At 28.8% G+C, this 16306-nt stretch carries 19 protein-coding genes and 2 riboswitches; all 19 genes read left to right on the top strand.

What is annotated here, in order from left to right:
• Positions 1-296 precede the first annotated feature (296 nt).
• A complete protein-coding gene (infC, locus tag KM800_RS14245) occupies positions 297-818 on the top strand; it encodes a translation initiation factor IF-3 (protein WP_217813677.1) in 522 nt (173 codons plus the stop codon).
• A gap of 326 nt (positions 819-1144) precedes the next feature.
• Positions 1145-1354, top strand: coding sequence for a FeoA family protein (locus tag KM800_RS14240; protein WP_217813676.1), 210 nt, complete (start codon positions 1145-1147; stop codon positions 1352-1354).
• A 38-nt stretch (positions 1355-1392) separates the two neighbouring features.
• The gene (locus KM800_RS14235; protein WP_217813675.1) at positions 1393-1614 is read left to right on the top strand and encodes a FeoA family protein; all 222 of its coding nucleotides are present in this window, start codon (positions 1393-1395) and stop codon (positions 1612-1614) included.
• Positions 1615-1647: 33 nt separating this feature from the next.
• On the top strand, positions 1648-3798 hold the full coding sequence (feoB, locus tag KM800_RS14230; RefSeq protein ID WP_217813674.1) for a ferrous iron transport protein B: 2151 nt from the start codon (positions 1648-1650) through the stop codon (positions 3796-3798).
• Position 3799: 1 nt separating this feature from the next.
• A complete protein-coding gene (locus KM800_RS14225; RefSeq protein WP_217813673.1) occupies positions 3800-3943 on the top strand; it encodes a FeoB-associated Cys-rich membrane protein in 144 nt (47 codons plus the stop codon).
• Positions 3944-4188: 245 nt separating this feature from the next.
• A complete protein-coding gene (locus KM800_RS14220) occupies positions 4189-4944 on the top strand; it encodes a TetR/AcrR family transcriptional regulator (protein ID WP_217813672.1) in 756 nt (251 codons plus the stop codon).
• 318 nt (positions 4945-5262) lie between these two features.
• Positions 5263-5742, top strand: a complete 480-nt coding sequence (locus tag KM800_RS14215; protein ID WP_217813671.1) for a GNAT family N-acetyltransferase — start codon at positions 5263-5265, stop codon at positions 5740-5742.
• 331 nt (positions 5743-6073) lie between these two features.
• Complete coding sequence (locus KM800_RS14210) at positions 6074-6925, top strand: ABC transporter permease (protein WP_217813670.1); 852 nt, start codon at positions 6074-6076, stop codon at positions 6923-6925.
• A gap of 32 nt (positions 6926-6957) precedes the next feature.
• Positions 6958-8010 (top strand): aliphatic sulfonate ABC transporter substrate-binding protein, encoded by a 1053-nt coding sequence (locus KM800_RS14205; RefSeq protein WP_217813669.1) that lies wholly within the window; start codon positions 6958-6960, stop codon positions 8008-8010.
• A gap of 31 nt (positions 8011-8041) precedes the next feature.
• Complete coding sequence (locus tag KM800_RS14200; RefSeq protein WP_017751552.1) at positions 8042-8830, top strand: ABC transporter ATP-binding protein; 789 nt, start codon at positions 8042-8044, stop codon at positions 8828-8830.
• 34 nt (positions 8831-8864) lie between these two features.
• A complete protein-coding gene (locus KM800_RS14195) occupies positions 8865-10106 on the top strand; it encodes a radical SAM protein (RefSeq protein ID WP_217813668.1) in 1242 nt (413 codons plus the stop codon).
• Positions 10107-10119: 13 nt separating this feature from the next.
• The gene (locus KM800_RS14190) at positions 10120-10584 is read left to right on the top strand and encodes a hypothetical protein (RefSeq protein ID WP_217813667.1); all 465 of its coding nucleotides are present in this window, start codon (positions 10120-10122) and stop codon (positions 10582-10584) included.
• A gap of 127 nt (positions 10585-10711) precedes the next feature.
• A riboswitch (SAM riboswitch) is annotated at positions 10712-10826 on the top strand.
• 130 nt (positions 10827-10956) lie between these two features.
• Positions 10957-11148 carry a hypothetical protein gene (locus tag KM800_RS14185; RefSeq protein WP_217813666.1) on the top strand — a complete coding sequence of 64 codons (192 nt, stop codon included), beginning with the start codon at positions 10957-10959 and terminating at the stop codon, positions 11146-11148.
• 193 nt (positions 11149-11341) lie between these two features.
• Entirely contained in the window at positions 11342-11809 is a 468-nt protein-coding gene (locus KM800_RS14180) for a YbaK/EbsC family protein (RefSeq protein ID WP_217813665.1), read from the top strand.
• A 14-nt stretch (positions 11810-11823) separates the two neighbouring features.
• Complete coding sequence (locus tag KM800_RS14175) at positions 11824-12825, top strand: ROK family transcriptional regulator (protein ID WP_217813664.1); 1002 nt, start codon at positions 11824-11826, stop codon at positions 12823-12825.
• 106 nt (positions 12826-12931) lie between these two features.
• Positions 12932-13039, top strand: a riboswitch (SAM riboswitch).
• A gap of 353 nt (positions 13040-13392) precedes the next feature.
• Entirely contained in the window at positions 13393-14265 is an 873-nt protein-coding gene (locus KM800_RS14170) for an AAA family ATPase (RefSeq protein WP_017895276.1), read from the top strand.
• A gap of 58 nt (positions 14266-14323) precedes the next feature.
• The gene (locus KM800_RS14165) at positions 14324-14620 is read left to right on the top strand and encodes a hypothetical protein (protein WP_254906573.1); all 297 of its coding nucleotides are present in this window, start codon (positions 14324-14326) and stop codon (positions 14618-14620) included.
• A 1-nt stretch (position 14621) separates the two neighbouring features.
• Positions 14622-15941: a nitrogenase component 1 gene (locus tag KM800_RS14160; protein ID WP_217813663.1), complete on the top strand. Its 1320-nt coding sequence runs from the start codon at positions 14622-14624 to the stop codon at positions 15939-15941.
• 39 nt (positions 15942-15980) lie between these two features.
• Positions 15981-16250, top strand: coding sequence for a hypothetical protein (locus KM800_RS14155; protein WP_217813662.1), 270 nt, complete (start codon positions 15981-15983; stop codon positions 16248-16250).
• Positions 16251-16306: the final 56 nt, after the last annotated feature.

The raw sequence follows: 16306 nt of genomic DNA, 5'->3' as shown, positions 1-16306 counted from the left end.
ATATTTAATTATTCAACAAGCTAACTAAGGTTTGATTTTTTAATATACTAGATATTAGTAGATACTATAAAGAAATTTATAGAAAATACGAAATGCAGTAAACATAATTGTGATGATAAAACAAAGCTGTTGTGAAAAAAGATGTATTGAATTTGAATAAACATTTTAAAAGTATTAGTTTTTTGATATAATATATAAAGTAGGATTCTTGGTCTTAATAATTTTAGTAAAATTATACAAAAATGCAACAAGATAATATCTAAGAATATATTAATCATATAAATAAATTGTGAGAGGTGTTTTATATTAATAACAAAAATTTTAATAATTTAAATGAGAAAATCAGAGTAAAAGAGGTAAGATTAGTAGATGATAATGATAGTAGAATCATAACAACTAAAGATGCATTGGATTTGGCAAGAGAAAAAGGTTTGGATTTAGTTATGGTGTCACCTGCAGCTAAGCCCCCCGTTTGTAAAATAATGGATTATAAAAAATTCCTTTATGATAAATCTAAAAAAGAAAAAGAAGCTAGAAAAAAACAAAAAATTGTAGAATTAAAAGAAATTAGACTCAGTGCTACAATTGAGGATAATGATATAACTATAAAAGCAAATAATGCTAAAAAGTTTATATCAAAAGAAAATAAAGTAAAAGTATCAATAAGGTTTAGAGGAAGACAAAATAACTATACTTCGGCAGGTAGAAAAGTATTTGATACTTTTTTAGAAAAAATGGGTGATACAGTAATAATAGAGAAAAGACCTAAATTAGAAGGTAATAATATGATTATGGTTTTATCACCTAAAAAGAGTTAATGTATATAAATCAATAAAGTGATTGATAAAATCAGAATCTAAACTTTTAGATTCTGATTTTATTTATTTTTTAATTAAATAGCATTTTGTGTCAACAATTTCAGCAAATATATTTACAAAATAAAGTTTGTGTACTATAATAAAAATGAACAGTGATAATGAATATCATTATTTAATATTAATTATAATCAATGTATTTGTATATAGACATAATTGATATATGATTATAACATTATATTCTAAATAAATGGTACAAGCTTTAATTATATTTACGTAATAAATGTATTATTTTATTCAAAAATATTATATTGATTGGGGGTAGAGTTATGCCGATCACAATGGTAAAAGTAGGTGAATCAGGAAACATTAAAGGTATTCGCGGTAATGATGATATTAGACGTCATCTAGAACATCTTGGATTTGTTCTTGGGGAGAGTGTAACTGTAGTGGCAGAAATAGCAGGAAATTTGATTGTAAAAGTTAAAAATGCTCGAATTGCTTTGAGTAAGTCAATGGCGAATAGAATTGTTGTATAATTCTATTTATAGTTTGCGTAGGGAAGGGAGATAAAGATATGAAAACATTAAAAGATACTAAATGTGGTGAAACGGTTACTGTAGTAAAAGTTCATGGCAAGGGGGCTATTAAACGAAGATTTATGGATATGGGTTTGACTAAAGGGACTGAAATCTATATACGTAAAGTTGCTCCATTAGGGGATCCAGTAGAGGTTAAAGTAAGGGGATATGAACTTAGTTTACGTAAAGAAGAAGCAGCAATAGTAGAAATTATTTAGATTTAACAGACTTATATAATAGGAGGAATATGAATGTCAATTAAAATTGCTCTTGCTGGTAATCCAAATTGCGGTAAGACGACTATGTTTAATGATTTAACTGGAAGTTCTCAGTATGTAGGAAACTGGCCAGGCGTTACTGTAGAGAAAAAGGAGGGCAAATTAAAGGGAAACAAAGATATTATTATCCAGGATTTACCTGGAATATATTCTCTTTCCCCATATACTTTAGAAGAAGTTGTTTCAAGAAATTATCTGATTAATGAGAAACCGGATTCAATTATAAATATTGTTGATGCTACAAATATAGAAAGAAATTTATATCTTACTACGCAACTTATAGAAATTGGCGTACCGGTTGTAATGGCCTTGAATATGATAGACTTAATTCGTAAAAATGGGGATATCATCAATACTAAAAAATTGGGAGAAATGCTTGGTTGTGAGGTTATAGAAACATCTGCTTTAAAAGGGATAGGCTCAAAAGATGCAGCACAAAAAGCAGTAGAACTTGCTAAATCTAGGACTAATTCAGTATCACATAATATTTTTTCGGATGCTGTAGAAAAAGCATTATCTAAAATTGAGGACATTATAAGAGGTAGTCTTAATGATTTAAATTTACGTTGGTTTGCTATAAAGTTGTTTGAAAGAGATGAAAAAATTAAAGATCAAATAACTCTTGATGGAAATACGAAAAGTGAAATTGAAGAGATAATCTCAGATTGTGAAAGTAAATTTGATGATGATGGTGAAAGTATTATAACTAATGAAAGATATGAGTATATAAGCAAGATTATAAAACAAGCTGTACATAAGTCGAATAAAGTTGAAGTATCAATTTCTGATAAAATTGATAGAGTTATAACTAATCGTATTTTAGCACTACCTATTTTTGCCGGTATTATGTTTTTAGTTTATTATTTTTCAATTTCTACAGTTGGAGGCTGGATGACTGACTGGATAAATGATAATTTATTTGGTGATTTTGTGCCAAATAATGTTCAATGGATATTAAATAGTATTGGTACTGCTGATTGGCTTAATTCTTTCATCCTTAATGGTATTGTAGCCGGTGTAGGTGCTGTACTTGGATTTGTTCCTCAAATGGCTATGTTGTTCTTATGCTTGGCAATATTAGAGGATTGTGGTTATATGTCACGTATTGCATTTATTATGGACAGACTGTTTAGAAGATTTGGACTATCTGGTAAATCTTTTATTCCTATACTTATTGGAACAGGTTGTGGTGTTCCTGGAATCATGTCTACTAGAACAATTGAAAATGAAAGAGATCGTAAGATGACTATTATTGTAACTACATTTATTCCATGTAGTGCAAAATTACCAATTATAGCTTTGATTACAGGTGCTTTATTTAGAGGTTCTGCTTGGGTTGCACCATCTGCATATTTTGTTGGAATTGCTGCTATTATAATTTCAGGTATTATTCTTAAGAAAACCAGATTATTTTCTGGAAAACCAGCACCATTTGTAATGGAACTTCCACCATATCATGTTCCTGGAGTAAAAGGAGTACTTGTTCATATGTGGGAACGTTCAAAATCATTTATGAAAAAAGCTGGAACCGTAATATTGCTTGCAACTGTAGTCATATGGTTCTTAAGTTCATTTAACTCGAGAATGCAACTGGTTGATATAGAAAGCTCTATGCTTGCAAGTATAGGACGTGTAATTGCAGTTATATTTACTCCATTAGGTTGGGATAATTGGAAAGCTGCAGTAGCTACAATTACTGGTTTGATTGCAAAAGAAAGTGTAGTAGGAACTTTTGGAATACTTTACGGATTTTCAACTGTTGGGGACAGTGGTGCAGAAGTATGGGGAAGACTTCATGCCTCATTTACAATGCTTTCTGCATATTCATTCTTGATTTTCAATCTTCTTTGCGCTCCTTGTTTTGCTGCAATTGGTGCAGTGAGAACTGAAATGAATTCAGGAAAATGGACATTATTCTCTGCTGGATATCAGACAGGTTTTGCATATATAATTGGAATGATTGTATATCAGATAGGAGCACTATTTACAGGAAAAACTTTTGGAGTTGGTTCAGCTGTTGCTATTTTACTTATTGTATTGTTGATTTATCTAATGGTTAGAAAACCTAGAACAATTGACACTGAACTTAGAGATCCTGTTATGGAAAGAAAAGAGGTGGTATAATATGTCTACAGTTATAGTTGCAATAGTTGTATTTGGCATTGTGGGATTTTCAGGATATAGAACTTACAAATCACATAAAAATGGAGGCGGCTGCAGCTGCGGTTGCTCTGGTTGCAGCAAATCGGCTAATAGTTGTAAACATTAGTAGACTAACCTTATAATACTACACAATAAATAAGGAGATTATCCAAAAGGATAATCTCCTTATTTATTGATAAACATATTTTTTGATTTAATAAGTAAGTATCTTAAGTTATCTATTCATAATTAATGCTTTTTAAATAAGCTGAAATCTAATAAGATAGATTATGAATGTATTAAATTTGATTTAAAAACATTTGATGATATAATTTTAGTTAAATTTTATAATTTATTAGGAGATATATAAATATGTTAGATAAAAATAGAGTTAAAATATTAAAATGTTCAAAAGAAATAGTTGATGCCTATGGATTGAAAGCTCTAAATATTGATAATATTGTTAAAAAGTGCAAAATAAGTAAGGCAACATTTTACAATAATTTTTCTTCAAAAAAAGAATTAATTCAAAATTTAAACAAAGAAATTGATAATAAATTAGAGTATCAATCTATAAAAGATAAAATTATTTTAGTAGTTATTCAAGAATTATCAAAAAATACTTTTAATGAAATAAACATGGATTTTATAGCCCAGAAAATTGGAATAAATAGATCTTCTATATATAGATATTTTTCAAATAAAGAGGAATTACTTGAAGCAAGTATAATCAATGAAATGAAAAATAGAAAAACAAGATTAGGATCTATTAAATCCAAAAAGTATAATCCAATTTTATTTATAGAAAAATACATAGAATATTTTGATGTCTATGCAAATAATAAATATACTAATTTATTGTTTGCTACTATGATTTATTATTCTAAAAATAACTTAAATATAAAAAAATCATTTGACGAATTAAGAAAATATAGTGTTAAGTTATTAGCTGATAATTTTGAAGAAGGTAAAAAAATAGGGATATTTATAAAAAACTTGAACTCCTTTTCAACAGGTCAGATGCTATTTTCTGTAATGGCAGGTATGAATATTCACTGCCCAAAAAGATTTTCTATCATTGCACATGAATTTTTAAATATACTTTATGAAAAAATAAAAGTCAAATAAAAATATAGTAATTGTATTGACAGCATTAGAGTTTTGTATTAAAATGAGTACTAAATAAAACACACTGTTTTATTCAGTACAAAAATTAATATCTTAGCTGACTGACTAGAAAATCTAGAGGCCCGGTTTTATTTATTAAAGAATGGATATTTAATCTATTTCTTTTTATATAAATGAAGTTGGGCTTTTTATTGTTTTAAGAATTTGTTGACAAGTTATCTGATAGAACATTAACTTGGAATTTTCTATAGTTGCTTTGAGGTAAACAAAAGCACTAAAAAGCTTATTAACTTAGTAGAATATGGGGAGATGATACATATGCACAAAGAGAATTGTGACATGGAAATAAAGAAAGCATCAGAAAAAGACATATCATTAATACTTCAATTTAGAGATTCATTGTTTAGAGAAACTGGATTTTCAGATAATTTCTATATAGAAGATTTTAAAGAAGAAACTATGAAATTTTATAAAAAACAATATAACTTAGATAAGATGCAGCATTTTATTGTATATAATCCAGAAAGAGAACCAATTGGTGTTGCAGGCTCTTTATTAAAGGATGATTTCCCATATTTTCTATTCAAGCCTGGATTTTATGGATGGATAGTTGATGTTTACATTTTACCGAAATTTAGGAAAAGGGGTTTGGCATCCAAGCTTCTTGATCTGAATATAAAATGGATTAAATCGAAAGGGGCATCTGCAATACAATTACTAGCATTTAGTGAAGAAGCAATTAGAATATATAAACATGCTGGTTTTGAAAATGTAGATATAATGAAATTGGAAATATGATTTCTATTTTAAAATTTAAAAGAAGGGAAATACAAGTATGGAAGGAGATAAAAATACATTATACATGTGTTATGAACAGCACTATTTGAATCTGTAATGCAGCAATCGTGTTTATTTTTTGCTGCATCAATGCCAATATAAATCATAAGAACAGCTCCTTTATAGTATTCTTGATGTATATAAAACGTTATGCGTTATTTAACTAATTAACAGATAAGTATAAGATAAGTGGTTAGATCTTCAGTTTAAATAGTCAGGCTATAGGTGAAAACATTAATCCACGGCGTCTTATAATAATTATAGTAAAAATCTTTAAGAAAGGAAAAGTATAATGAATTTTTACTATATGTTCATTATACAAGGTAAATTTATGCATATAACATCAAATAAAAAAGCAAATTTTAATATTCTAAAATTTTTTACTATTGAAAAATTTATTACAATTATTACAATTGCTGCAATACTATTTATTTGGTATATAGTAACAAAATTACAATTACTACCTCAATCAATTCTTCCATCTCCCTATGATGTTATATTGGGTTTTAAGGAAGTTATTTTGCAGGGCTATAAAGGAAATACAATCTATAGACATTTCGGTGACAGCATGGTGAGGCTGTTATCAGCATTTGCACTGGCAGTTTTAAGTGCAATTCCGGTAGGATTATTAAGTGGATATAGTAGTAAAATCAAAGCTGTTTTTGAACCTATAGTAAATTTTTTCAGACCACTTCCACCACTAGCCTATTATGCACTTTTGATAATGTGGTTGGGCATAGGAAATTCATCAAAAATTATGCTACTTTATTTAGCTGCATTTCCACCTATATACATATCATGTGTATCGGGAGTTAAAGGGATTAGAGAAGATTATATTAATGGAGCATATACTTTGGGAGCAAGCAGAATACAAACTTTTTTCCATGTAATACTCCCAACTTCTTTGCCATCTATATTTACGGGACTTAGAACATCACTTGGATTTGCATATACAACATTGGTCGCTGCAGAAATGGTTGCTGCAGTATCAGGTATAGGTTGGATGGTTCTTGATGCTAGTAAATTCTTGAGAAGTGATATAATTTTTGTTGGTATCATAATAATGGGAGTTACAGGAATATTACTTGACAGGATACTAAAAATAATTGAAATAAACTTTATACCATGGGAAGGTAAGGAGTAAGTAAATATTTAAAGAAATAGGAGGGTGATTTTATGAAAAATATTAGAAAATTAATTTTATCAGGTATTTTAATAGGTAGCTTAATAGGCAGCTTATCAGGTTGTGGAAATAGTTCCAGTAAAACATCTAACAATATAAAAGACGGGGGAAAACCAGATATAGTGACTATTGGATATCAGCAGATTCCCAATGACGAATTACTGGCTAAATCGAAAAACTGGTATGAAAAAGAACTAGGTGCAAAAGTAAAATTTGTTCAGTTCGATTCTGGAAAAGATGTAAATACTGCTATGTCATCAAAGAGTTTGGATATTGCACTTTTAGGATCAACCCCGGCGTCTATAGGAATATCACAGAATCTCCCATATGAAGTGTTTTGGATTCATGATGTAATAGGAAAAAATGAAGCACTTGCAGCTAAAAATAAAGCCAATATTAATTCAATCAAAGATTTGAAAGGGAAAAAGGTTGCAGTACCTTTTGGTTCCACTGCTCACTATAGCTTGTTGAATGCATTAAAGGCAGAAAATGTTTCTGTAAATGATGTAACTGTTCTTGATATGCAGCCTCAGGATATTTATGCCGCATGGCAGCGTGGAGAGATAGATGCGGCATATGTCTGGGAACCAACACTAGCAAAATTAATAGGTTTGGATGGTAAAGAAATAGTCAATAGTGGAACATTGGCTCAAAGAGGTATTGTTACTGGAGATATTGGGATAGTCAATAAGGAATTTGCTAAGCAACATCCAGATATAGTAAAAAAATATGTAAAACTTCAAATTAAATCATATGATTATTTTAAAAACAATATTGATGATTCGGCTCAGTCTGTAGCAAAAGAAATTAATACAAGTAAAAAAGATAGCCAAAATCAAATGAGTGAGTTAATATGGCTGTCAGGTAAAGAAGAAATATCTGATAAATATTTGGGTACAAGTTCGAAGAAAGGTAATTTTGCAAAAACTCTTAAAGATACTGCTGATTTTTTGGTCGAACAAAAACAAATAAAGTCTGCTCCAGAATTATCGGAATTTGAAAAAGCTATTAATCCTGAATTTATAGAAAATGCATTGAAAAAATAATATGTATATGGTAATTCGGAGGCAAAATTTTATGAAAACTAGTAAAAAAAATAAGTATATTATTTCTTTGAAAAATGTAGACTTAACTTATAAATCTAATAATACAAAAGTTGATGCTATAAATGATATAAACATTGATATAAAAGAGGGGGAATTCATATGTATATTAGGACCATCAGGATGTGGAAAAAGTACTTTGATGAAAATTATGGCTGGATTTATGAATCCTTCAAGAGGGAAGGCTTTAGTGGATGGAAATAAAATAAATGGTGCTGATCATGATAGAGGAGTAGTTTTTCAACAGCCTGCACTATATCCATGGCTTAGTGTAGAGGATAATGTAAAATTTGGCTTAAGAATGAGGAGAATTCCTAAAAAAGAGGCTGAACAAAGGATAAACTTTTTTCTTGATAGAATTGGTTTAGATGAATTTAGAAAACTTAAACCATATGAATTGTCTGGAGGTATGAAACAACGTGTCGCTATAGCTCGTGTACTTGTTAACGATCCAAAGGTTTTACTGATGGATGAACCTTTTGGTGCATTGGATGCACTTACGAGAGAGCAGATGCAAAATTTATTAAGGCATATATGGAATGAAAATAAAAAAACCGTTTTATTTATTACTCATGATATTGATGAAGCATTGTATCTTGGCACAAAAGTTATAGTTATGTCTAAAAGACCTGGAAGAATAATTAAAGAATTTAATATCAAATTTACTAATTATGAAAATACCAAAAACCTAAGTGATATAAAGTATAGTGAGGAATTTAAAAATTTACATAATGATATACTCGATTTGATTACAGGCAGGTAAATTAAAATTAATACTAGAAAGAAGTGTAATAGAAATGTCAGCAAAAAGAAATGAATTAACACTAAAAGAGGTTATAGATAAATACAATGATGTGTCACCTTTTGTAATTATAAAAGCAGATGTTCAGAGAAGAAGTGTAATTTATACGGATAGAGCAATAAAAGCTGCTGATAAGAATGTACATCAGCTCCAGTCTAGAGGAATATTTTTTTCAATAGGTGAAAAAGAAGACTATTTTCCAGTATCTTTGTTACTCAGGGATGGTACTTCCATTATGACAGGCCCCCTTCCAACAGTTAAAAATCCATATGTTGTAGATTATATTGATGGTAAGTTTTACATTACAGATCATGGAGAAATAGTAGAAGAAGTTGAATATTGGACAAAACCTGATTATTATGAAAAATTTACAAGTAGAGGAACTCCAATGTGGCATATTGCAACTTCAAGGCCTCAACGTATAGATATAGATCCGTATAGCTATTGTCATTTTTGGGATAATGGTAAAGGATGCAAGTATTGCAATATAGGATCAAACTTTAACAGGAACAAAACACAAAATAACAAACCAGCAAGATTAGATCCTCAAGATGTATATGAAACTGTAAAGGAGGCTTTGAAGGAACCGGGAAGACTAGAAAGTATTTTTTTAACAGCAGGTTCAATACTGAGCGGAGATGAAATTTTTGATGATGAAGTTAACTTATATATAGATATACTTCAAGCTATAGGAGAAAATTTTAAGACTAAAAGATTTCCAAGTCAGATGATATCATCTGCATTTAATGAAAAACAGCTTCAAAAAATATATGAAAATACAGGTATTATGTCCTTTACTTCAGATATTGAAGTGCTTGATGAGAAAAAATTTAAATGGATTTGTCCAGGTAAAGATAAATTGATAGGATATAAGGAATGGAAAAGAAGAATAATTGCGGCAGTAGATATATTTGGAAGAGGAAATGTGAATTCTGGAATTGTTGGAGGAGTTGAACTTGCTAAACCTTATGGATTTAAAGATGAAGATGAAGCTCTTAGAGTAATATTAGAAGAGGCTGAAAAGTTTGCTGAAAAAGGAGTAAGTATAGTTCAATGTGTATGGACTCCATATCCTGGATCTGTATTTCAAAATCAGGAAAACCCTTCTCTTGAGTATTATGTGAAATTATCCAAATCTCTTGATGATATTAGAAGAAAATATGGTTTGAATATAGATATGGATAATTACAGAAGATGTGGTAATCATCCAGATACTGATTTATCTAGAGTTATATAAGGGGGAATTAGAGTTGTCTATAAAATTAGAAAATAAAATTATAAAATTGATAAATGATGAAGATACAGTAAAGGTTTTATCTACTGTGGACAAAGATAATATACCACATTCTACATTTAAAAATTTTTTAAATGTAGATAATAATGGTAATATATTATATATGGAATTAATTGAATCATCTATGACAAATAGTAATATGGTAAATAGTATATGGTTTAAGAAAAAAGTATCAATAACTATAAAATCAAAAGATAATGAGAGTTATCAGATAAAAGGTATTCCAGTAAAAGCTTATATAAGTGGACATATATTTAGAAAATATTACAAAATTATTAGAGAGAGAATTGAAGACGGGGATTTGTCTACTGTATGGATAATAGAACCTGAAGAAGTTAGAAATGAGACATATTCTTATAGAAAAAAATTAGAAGAAAAAAAACATCCACTTTTAATTCATTTAGATCGTTTAGCCAAATAAGTTTATTACATTTCAAAATATATTTTAATACTAGCTTTTATATAAACTTATTATAAAAAACTTCATTCAAGCATTGTATTATAATATAGATAATGTTATACTAATATAAATAATTTAATAGTTGTTACTCTTATCAAGAGTGGTGGAGGGACTGGCCCTTTGAAACCCGACAACCGGCATTTATTTTATATGTATCGGTGTCAATTCCTACAGAGTAAATATTATATTCTGGAAGATAAGAAATGTAGTTGTTTTATAAAGTATGTGTTAATAAAAGCTATTTTTCTTATATAGAGAAATAGCTTTTCTATTTATAATACTATATAGTATAGTAAGCTTTTTGATTAAAATAATAAAATGGAGGAATTTAATATGAATGATATACAAAGTAGATTTTTAGATATAATGAATTATAATTTTCCCAAACAACAAAATGACGAAGCTTTTGCAATTTGCCCAAAAACATTTTATTCAGGACTAAGTGATTTTGAGATTAAATCTATGGCACAACTATATGCAATGGCCTATGAAAAAGCAAAATTTAAAGTTCAAAATAAGTTTTAGTAGTTTTTATAATAATAAAATGGTATAAAAGTTTAATTACTAAAATGTTATATATAATTGATTGACTAGAAAAACTAGAGGTCAAATTTTACTTATAAGAAATTTGCTAATTTCTATAAGGTAAAGTTTGACCTTTTTATTTTTTCTATTCTGCTGATAGTATAAAACTAAAGAGCATAGAAAGGTGATTGATATGAGTGTAGAAAGTGTAATAAAATATTTTTCTGATAGAAATATAGAAAATCCTGTTTTTAAATTGAATACTAGTGGTGCTACAGTAGAGCAAGCAGCGGAAACTATACATACTCAGCCAAAGTATATAGCTAAAACACTAGCTTTTAAATTAAAAAACGAGGATATACTGATAGTTGTAAGAGGAGATTTTAAAGTTAGTAATAGAAAATTTAAAGATTTTTTTGGAGTTAAAGCCAGGATGGTTGATAGTGATAAAGTCTTAAATGAAATAGGACATCCAATAGGTGGGTTATGTCCTTTTGGCTTGAAAAATGAAGTAAAAGTATATATAGATGTTTCTATAAAAGATTTTGAATATGTGTATCCTGCTGCAGGCTCAAAAGACTATGCACTTAAAATTTCCCCTAAACAAATACAGGAATTAGTTAATGCAAAATGGATAGATGTCTGTAAAAATTCACAATAAAAGGTATGTTCACTATGATGGATAGTTATGAATTATTTAAAAGTTTAAATAATGATAGAAAGAAAATATTTAATTTAATACAGAAGAATGGTGCTATGACTAAAAATGAAATCCTTAATAGGACAGGCATGAAATTAACTACATTAAATCGTATTATGAATCCAATTGAAAAAGATGGGATTATAGTTCAGAAGTGTATAGGAGAGTCTACAGGTGGTAGAAGACCAATATTATATGACGTAAATGTTTGTGGGTTTTATATTATAGGAATAGATATTTCTAAAATGTATGTACAAGTTTCTATAGTTAATTTGAGAATGGAAATTTTTTATAAAAAAATCTCCAGTATTGATATTTCAAATTCTGTTGATTATCTAATAGATAGAATACAAAATATTATAAATAATGCTTATGTAGAATTAAGGCTTGATATGCTTAAACTTATTGGAATAGGTGTTGCAATTGAAACAGGTTTGTGGAGTAATGTTTCTGTAAAAAAAATGCTTGAGAAGCGTTTAAATTGCAATATAATAATTGAAAATGGTGCAAATTCAGCAGCTATTGCAGAACATCTTTATGGTTCAGGAAAGCAATTTAATAATTTAGCCTATTTTGATTGTGGTCCAAGAATAAGAGAGGGTACAATTTTGCATGGACAAATTGTAAGAAGTGTAAATGACAGTGAATATGTTTTTGAAAATATGCTTTCCTTAAAAAAGGAAAGTATGAATTTAAAGAGAATATTTATTGATATCCAAAAAAATGAAACTTTATCTAAAAGTATCATACTGAACTTTGCAAATGCTTTTGCCAAAAGTATAAAGCTGTATGCTGATTTATTGGATTTGAAATGTGTTATATTAAATGGTCCTTTGACTAATTTGGATTTGTTTTACAAAACTTGTGTGGATTATATTAATAGAGAAATTGTTCTCAAAAGAGGAGGATATTTTAAAGAAAATGCAATTTCCATAGGAACTGCAGCATTGGTAATTGAAAGTTGTATTGAAAATTAGATGTAATTTTCATAAAAATAGAAATAATTTTAAAATTATGTATTGACAAAATATTTCAAAGGTTATAATATAAATACAAGCCAAATATAAAAATAGTTAAATATAATTCTTATCGAGAGAGGCAGAGGGACTGGCCCTATGAAGCCCGGCAACCTAAATGTATATATACATTTAATGGTGCTAATTCCAGCAGAAATACCCTGAAAGATGAGAGACGAGAGGATATAATTTCCTATGGTTTCTCCATAGGAAGCTTTTTATTGTTAATTTAATATTTTATTTGATTGACTAGAAAACTAGAGGTCAAGTTTCATTTATATAAATTTTTAATGAATGAAATTTGATCTTTTTATTATTCCATAAAATATAAATTAAGAAAGGGGAGTATGTAAATGATAAAATTATCTATAATTATATAAAAATCAACTTAAAAATTATGCGCTTTTTACTAAAATAGAAAAAAGTACTATCTTTTAAACAATAATGTCAGAATATATTTAAATAAACGAATATACTATATATTAAAAATATTAGAATAAATAATTTTATTGTGAAAGGAAAATTACTATGAGTAAGAAGACAAAACATATAGCTATTTATGGAAAAGGAGGTATAGGAAAGTCTACAACTACATCTAATATAAGTGCTGCTCTTGCTGAATCAGGATATAAAGTAATACAGATTGGATGTGATCCTAAGAGTGATTCTACCAATACATTAAGAGGAGGAAATTATCTACCAACAGTTTTGGACAGTTTAAGAGAAAGCAATAATGTTAAATTGAAAGATATTTCTGAAGAGGGGTTTGGAGGAGTTTTATGTATTGAAGCAGGTGGACCTGTTCCAGGGGTTGGTTGTGCAGGTAGAGGAATTAATGCAGCAGTTTCTGTTCTTCAAGAACTAGACTTGTTTGAAAAATATAAAGCAGATTATGTATTGTATGATGTTTTAGGAGATGTTGTATGTGGAGGTTTTGCAGTTCCTATAAGAGATGGTATTACAGATAGAGCATATGTTGTAACTTCATCAGATTTTATGGCAATCTATGCTGCTAATAATCTCTTTAAAGCTATAAACAAATATGCTCCAACTGGAGGTGCAAAACTTGGAGGAATAATCGGAAATGGTTTGAGTGCAAATTATTCTAAATCAATAGTTGATGATTTTGCTAAAAAGACAGGTACTAAAGTAGCAGGATATGTTCCAAGATCACTAATAGTATCTCAAAGTGAATTATATGGAAAAACTGTAATTGAAGCTAATCCAAAATCTGAACATGCCAATATATATAGAAATCTAGCAAAATTTATAGCAGAAGATGAAGATTTAAGTGTACCTAATCCATTGAGTGTGAATGAGCTTAGAGACTGGGCCAGGGAATGGGGTGATAAAATATATAAATTTGATTCTAGAATTGTAGAAGGTCCAGCATCTATTTAGAAAAGTTTTTATATTTAACAGAATCTATTTTAATTTAGATGAAAGCATAAAATTACATGTGGCAGATGGTCAGCCTTTTGAAGAGGAAAATATTTTAAACAGATTAAAACCTGATTTGTATATAGGATTAAGCCATCATAGTACCTTGGCTGCAAGGTTAGGAATTCCTTCTGTTGCTATTGATAATTTGGATATATTAGGATTTAATGGTGTTAAGAATTTTATAAAAGCTGTTTATAAGACACTTAATAATAGAAAATTTTTAGAAATACTTTCTAAAAAAGATAGACTACCATATAAAAAAAATTGGTATAACAAAAGTACTAACTGGTATATAAAACAGGAGGTAAAATAGTATGAATATAAATAATACTAGTATAGTTGAAGTCTCTAGAAATAGCTGTGCATTTTCTGGAGCACTTCAGGTAGTTGAAAGCATAGAAAAAGTTGTACCCATTGTGCATTCAACTGCAGGTTGTACAATTCAACAGTATTTGGGAGTAAATAAAGTAAGCGGAAATAAGGGATCTGGTTATGCTGGAGGTGTTCAAGCATCTTCTAGTAATGTAATTGAAAAACAAATTATTTTTGGAGGAACATCTAGATTAAGAGAACAAATAAAAAATACAATTAAGGTTATGGATGCTGATTTATACGTAGTTTTAAGTGGATGTGCTACTGAATTGGTAGGTGATGATATACCGGCTATGACGAAGGAAGCCCAGGAACAAAGGTATCCTGTTATAAATATACAAACTCCAGGATTTAAAGGAGATATACACTACGGATATGAAGTCACATTAAGGACTTTAATTGAGCAGTTACCTAAAATTTATGAAGTGATTTCTGAAAGAGTAAAAGGGCTTGTAAATGTATTTGGGGTTATTCCAAACCAGGATGTATTTTGGCAGGGAAACTTATTTGAGTTGAAAAGAATTCTGGAGTCCATAGGATTAAAAGTAAATACTTTATTTGGTTTTGGACAAAATATTGAGAACTGGAGACAAGTCCCTAATGCCGAGTTGAACTTGGTGTTTTCACCTTGGGGAATAAAAGCAGCAAAATATTTAAAGGATAAATACAATATACCTTATTTAAATTTTGAAAGTTTACCTGTAGGTCTCAGCAGCACATCTTCATTTATAGAAAAAGTCGGCAACCAACTTAGTATAGATGAAAACAAAATAAATGAATTTATAAAAAATGAAGAAAGCAAGCTTAATTATTACTTGGAAAATATAGCAGATTTTTATTATGAATATAACTTACAGAAAGAATTTGCAATTGTTTCTGAAATAGGCTATACGTTGGGAATAACTGAATTTCTGGTGGAAATAGGATTCATACCTAAAATTATTATTATTACGGATGTTTCAGAAGATAATTATGGGGAATACTTAGAGAAAAAATTACATGCTCTATTACCTTTAAATCGAGTGAATTTATATTTTGAAGAAGATTTAGAAAAAATCAATGAAATCATTAAAAATAGTGAAGCTGAATTGATACTTGGAAGTTCTCTGGAAAATAAAATATCCGATGAAATTAATGTACCGGTTCAACATATTTCTTTCCCTATATGGGATAGTGTGATTTTAGATAAAACATATGTCGGATATAAAGGTGCAGCCACTTTACTTGAAGATATAGCCACATTGATTAGAAATTTTAACTGATATAAGGAGTGTAATTCATAATGGAGGAAAGAATTTAAATTGAGCCCAGTACCGTATTGGACAAATAATAGTGAGATATGCAATTATAAAAATAATGGTATACAGGTTACATTTGTGAAACTTCCTGTAGGTGCACCATCAGCTGTGAGTACGCTAGAACAATTAATTGCTTGTGGTGCAAAAATATTTATAGGAATAGGACTTGCAGGAAGTTTACAACCTATTGGAACTGAAAAATTAGGTAAGCGTGTTAGTAAAATAAAAGATATTTTATTGAATAATATTCAAAATATATTAAAAAATATATAGAAAAAAATAAATTTATATATTATTAAAAAGTTATGTCAACTAATTTTGAAAATGTC

Origin of the sequence: Clostridium tyrobutyricum, assembly GCF_019144085.1 — a bacterium.
Classification (GTDB): domain Bacteria; phylum Bacillota; class Clostridia; order Clostridiales; family Clostridiaceae; genus Clostridium_B; species Clostridium_B tyrobutyricum_A.
Note: the sequence above shows the minus strand (reverse complement) of the source record. Positions and strands in the feature narration are given on the sequence as shown.

Excerpts from the sequence above, each read along its gene's own strand:
- KM800_RS14240 (WP_217813676.1), top strand. The coding sequence starts at position 1,145 with ATGCCGATCACAATGGTAAAAGTAGGTGAATCAGGAAACATTAAAGGT.
- KM800_RS14235 (WP_217813675.1), top strand. The coding sequence starts at position 1,393 with ATGAAAACATTAAAAGATACTAAATGTGGTGAAACGGTTACTGTAGTA.
- feoB (WP_217813674.1), top strand. The coding sequence starts at position 1,648 with ATGTCAATTAAAATTGCTCTTGCTGGTAATCCAAATTGCGGTAAGACG.
- KM800_RS14225 (WP_217813673.1), top strand. The coding sequence starts at position 3,800 with ATGTCTACAGTTATAGTTGCAATAGTTGTATTTGGCATTGTGGGATTT.
- KM800_RS14220 (WP_217813672.1), top strand. The coding sequence starts at position 4,189 with ATGTTAGATAAAAATAGAGTTAAAATATTAAAATGTTCAAAAGAAATA.
- KM800_RS14215 (WP_217813671.1), top strand. The coding sequence starts at position 5,263 with ATGCACAAAGAGAATTGTGACATGGAAATAAAGAAAGCATCAGAAAAA.
- KM800_RS14210 (WP_217813670.1), top strand. The coding sequence starts at position 6,074 with ATGAATTTTTACTATATGTTCATTATACAAGGTAAATTTATGCATATA.
- KM800_RS14205 (WP_217813669.1), top strand. The coding sequence starts at position 6,958 with ATGAAAAATATTAGAAAATTAATTTTATCAGGTATTTTAATAGGTAGC.
- KM800_RS14200 (WP_017751552.1), top strand. The coding sequence starts at position 8,042 with ATGAAAACTAGTAAAAAAAATAAGTATATTATTTCTTTGAAAAATGTA.
- KM800_RS14195 (WP_217813668.1), top strand. The coding sequence starts at position 8,865 with ATGTCAGCAAAAAGAAATGAATTAACACTAAAAGAGGTTATAGATAAA.
- KM800_RS14185 (WP_217813666.1), top strand. The coding sequence starts at position 10,957 with ATGAATGATATACAAAGTAGATTTTTAGATATAATGAATTATAATTTT.
- KM800_RS14180 (WP_217813665.1), top strand. The coding sequence starts at position 11,342 with ATGAGTGTAGAAAGTGTAATAAAATATTTTTCTGATAGAAATATAGAA.
- KM800_RS14175 (WP_217813664.1), top strand. The coding sequence starts at position 11,824 with ATGATGGATAGTTATGAATTATTTAAAAGTTTAAATAATGATAGAAAG.
- KM800_RS14170 (WP_017895276.1), top strand. The coding sequence starts at position 13,393 with ATGAGTAAGAAGACAAAACATATAGCTATTTATGGAAAAGGAGGTATA.
- KM800_RS14160 (WP_217813663.1), top strand. The coding sequence starts at position 14,622 with ATGAATATAAATAATACTAGTATAGTTGAAGTCTCTAGAAATAGCTGT.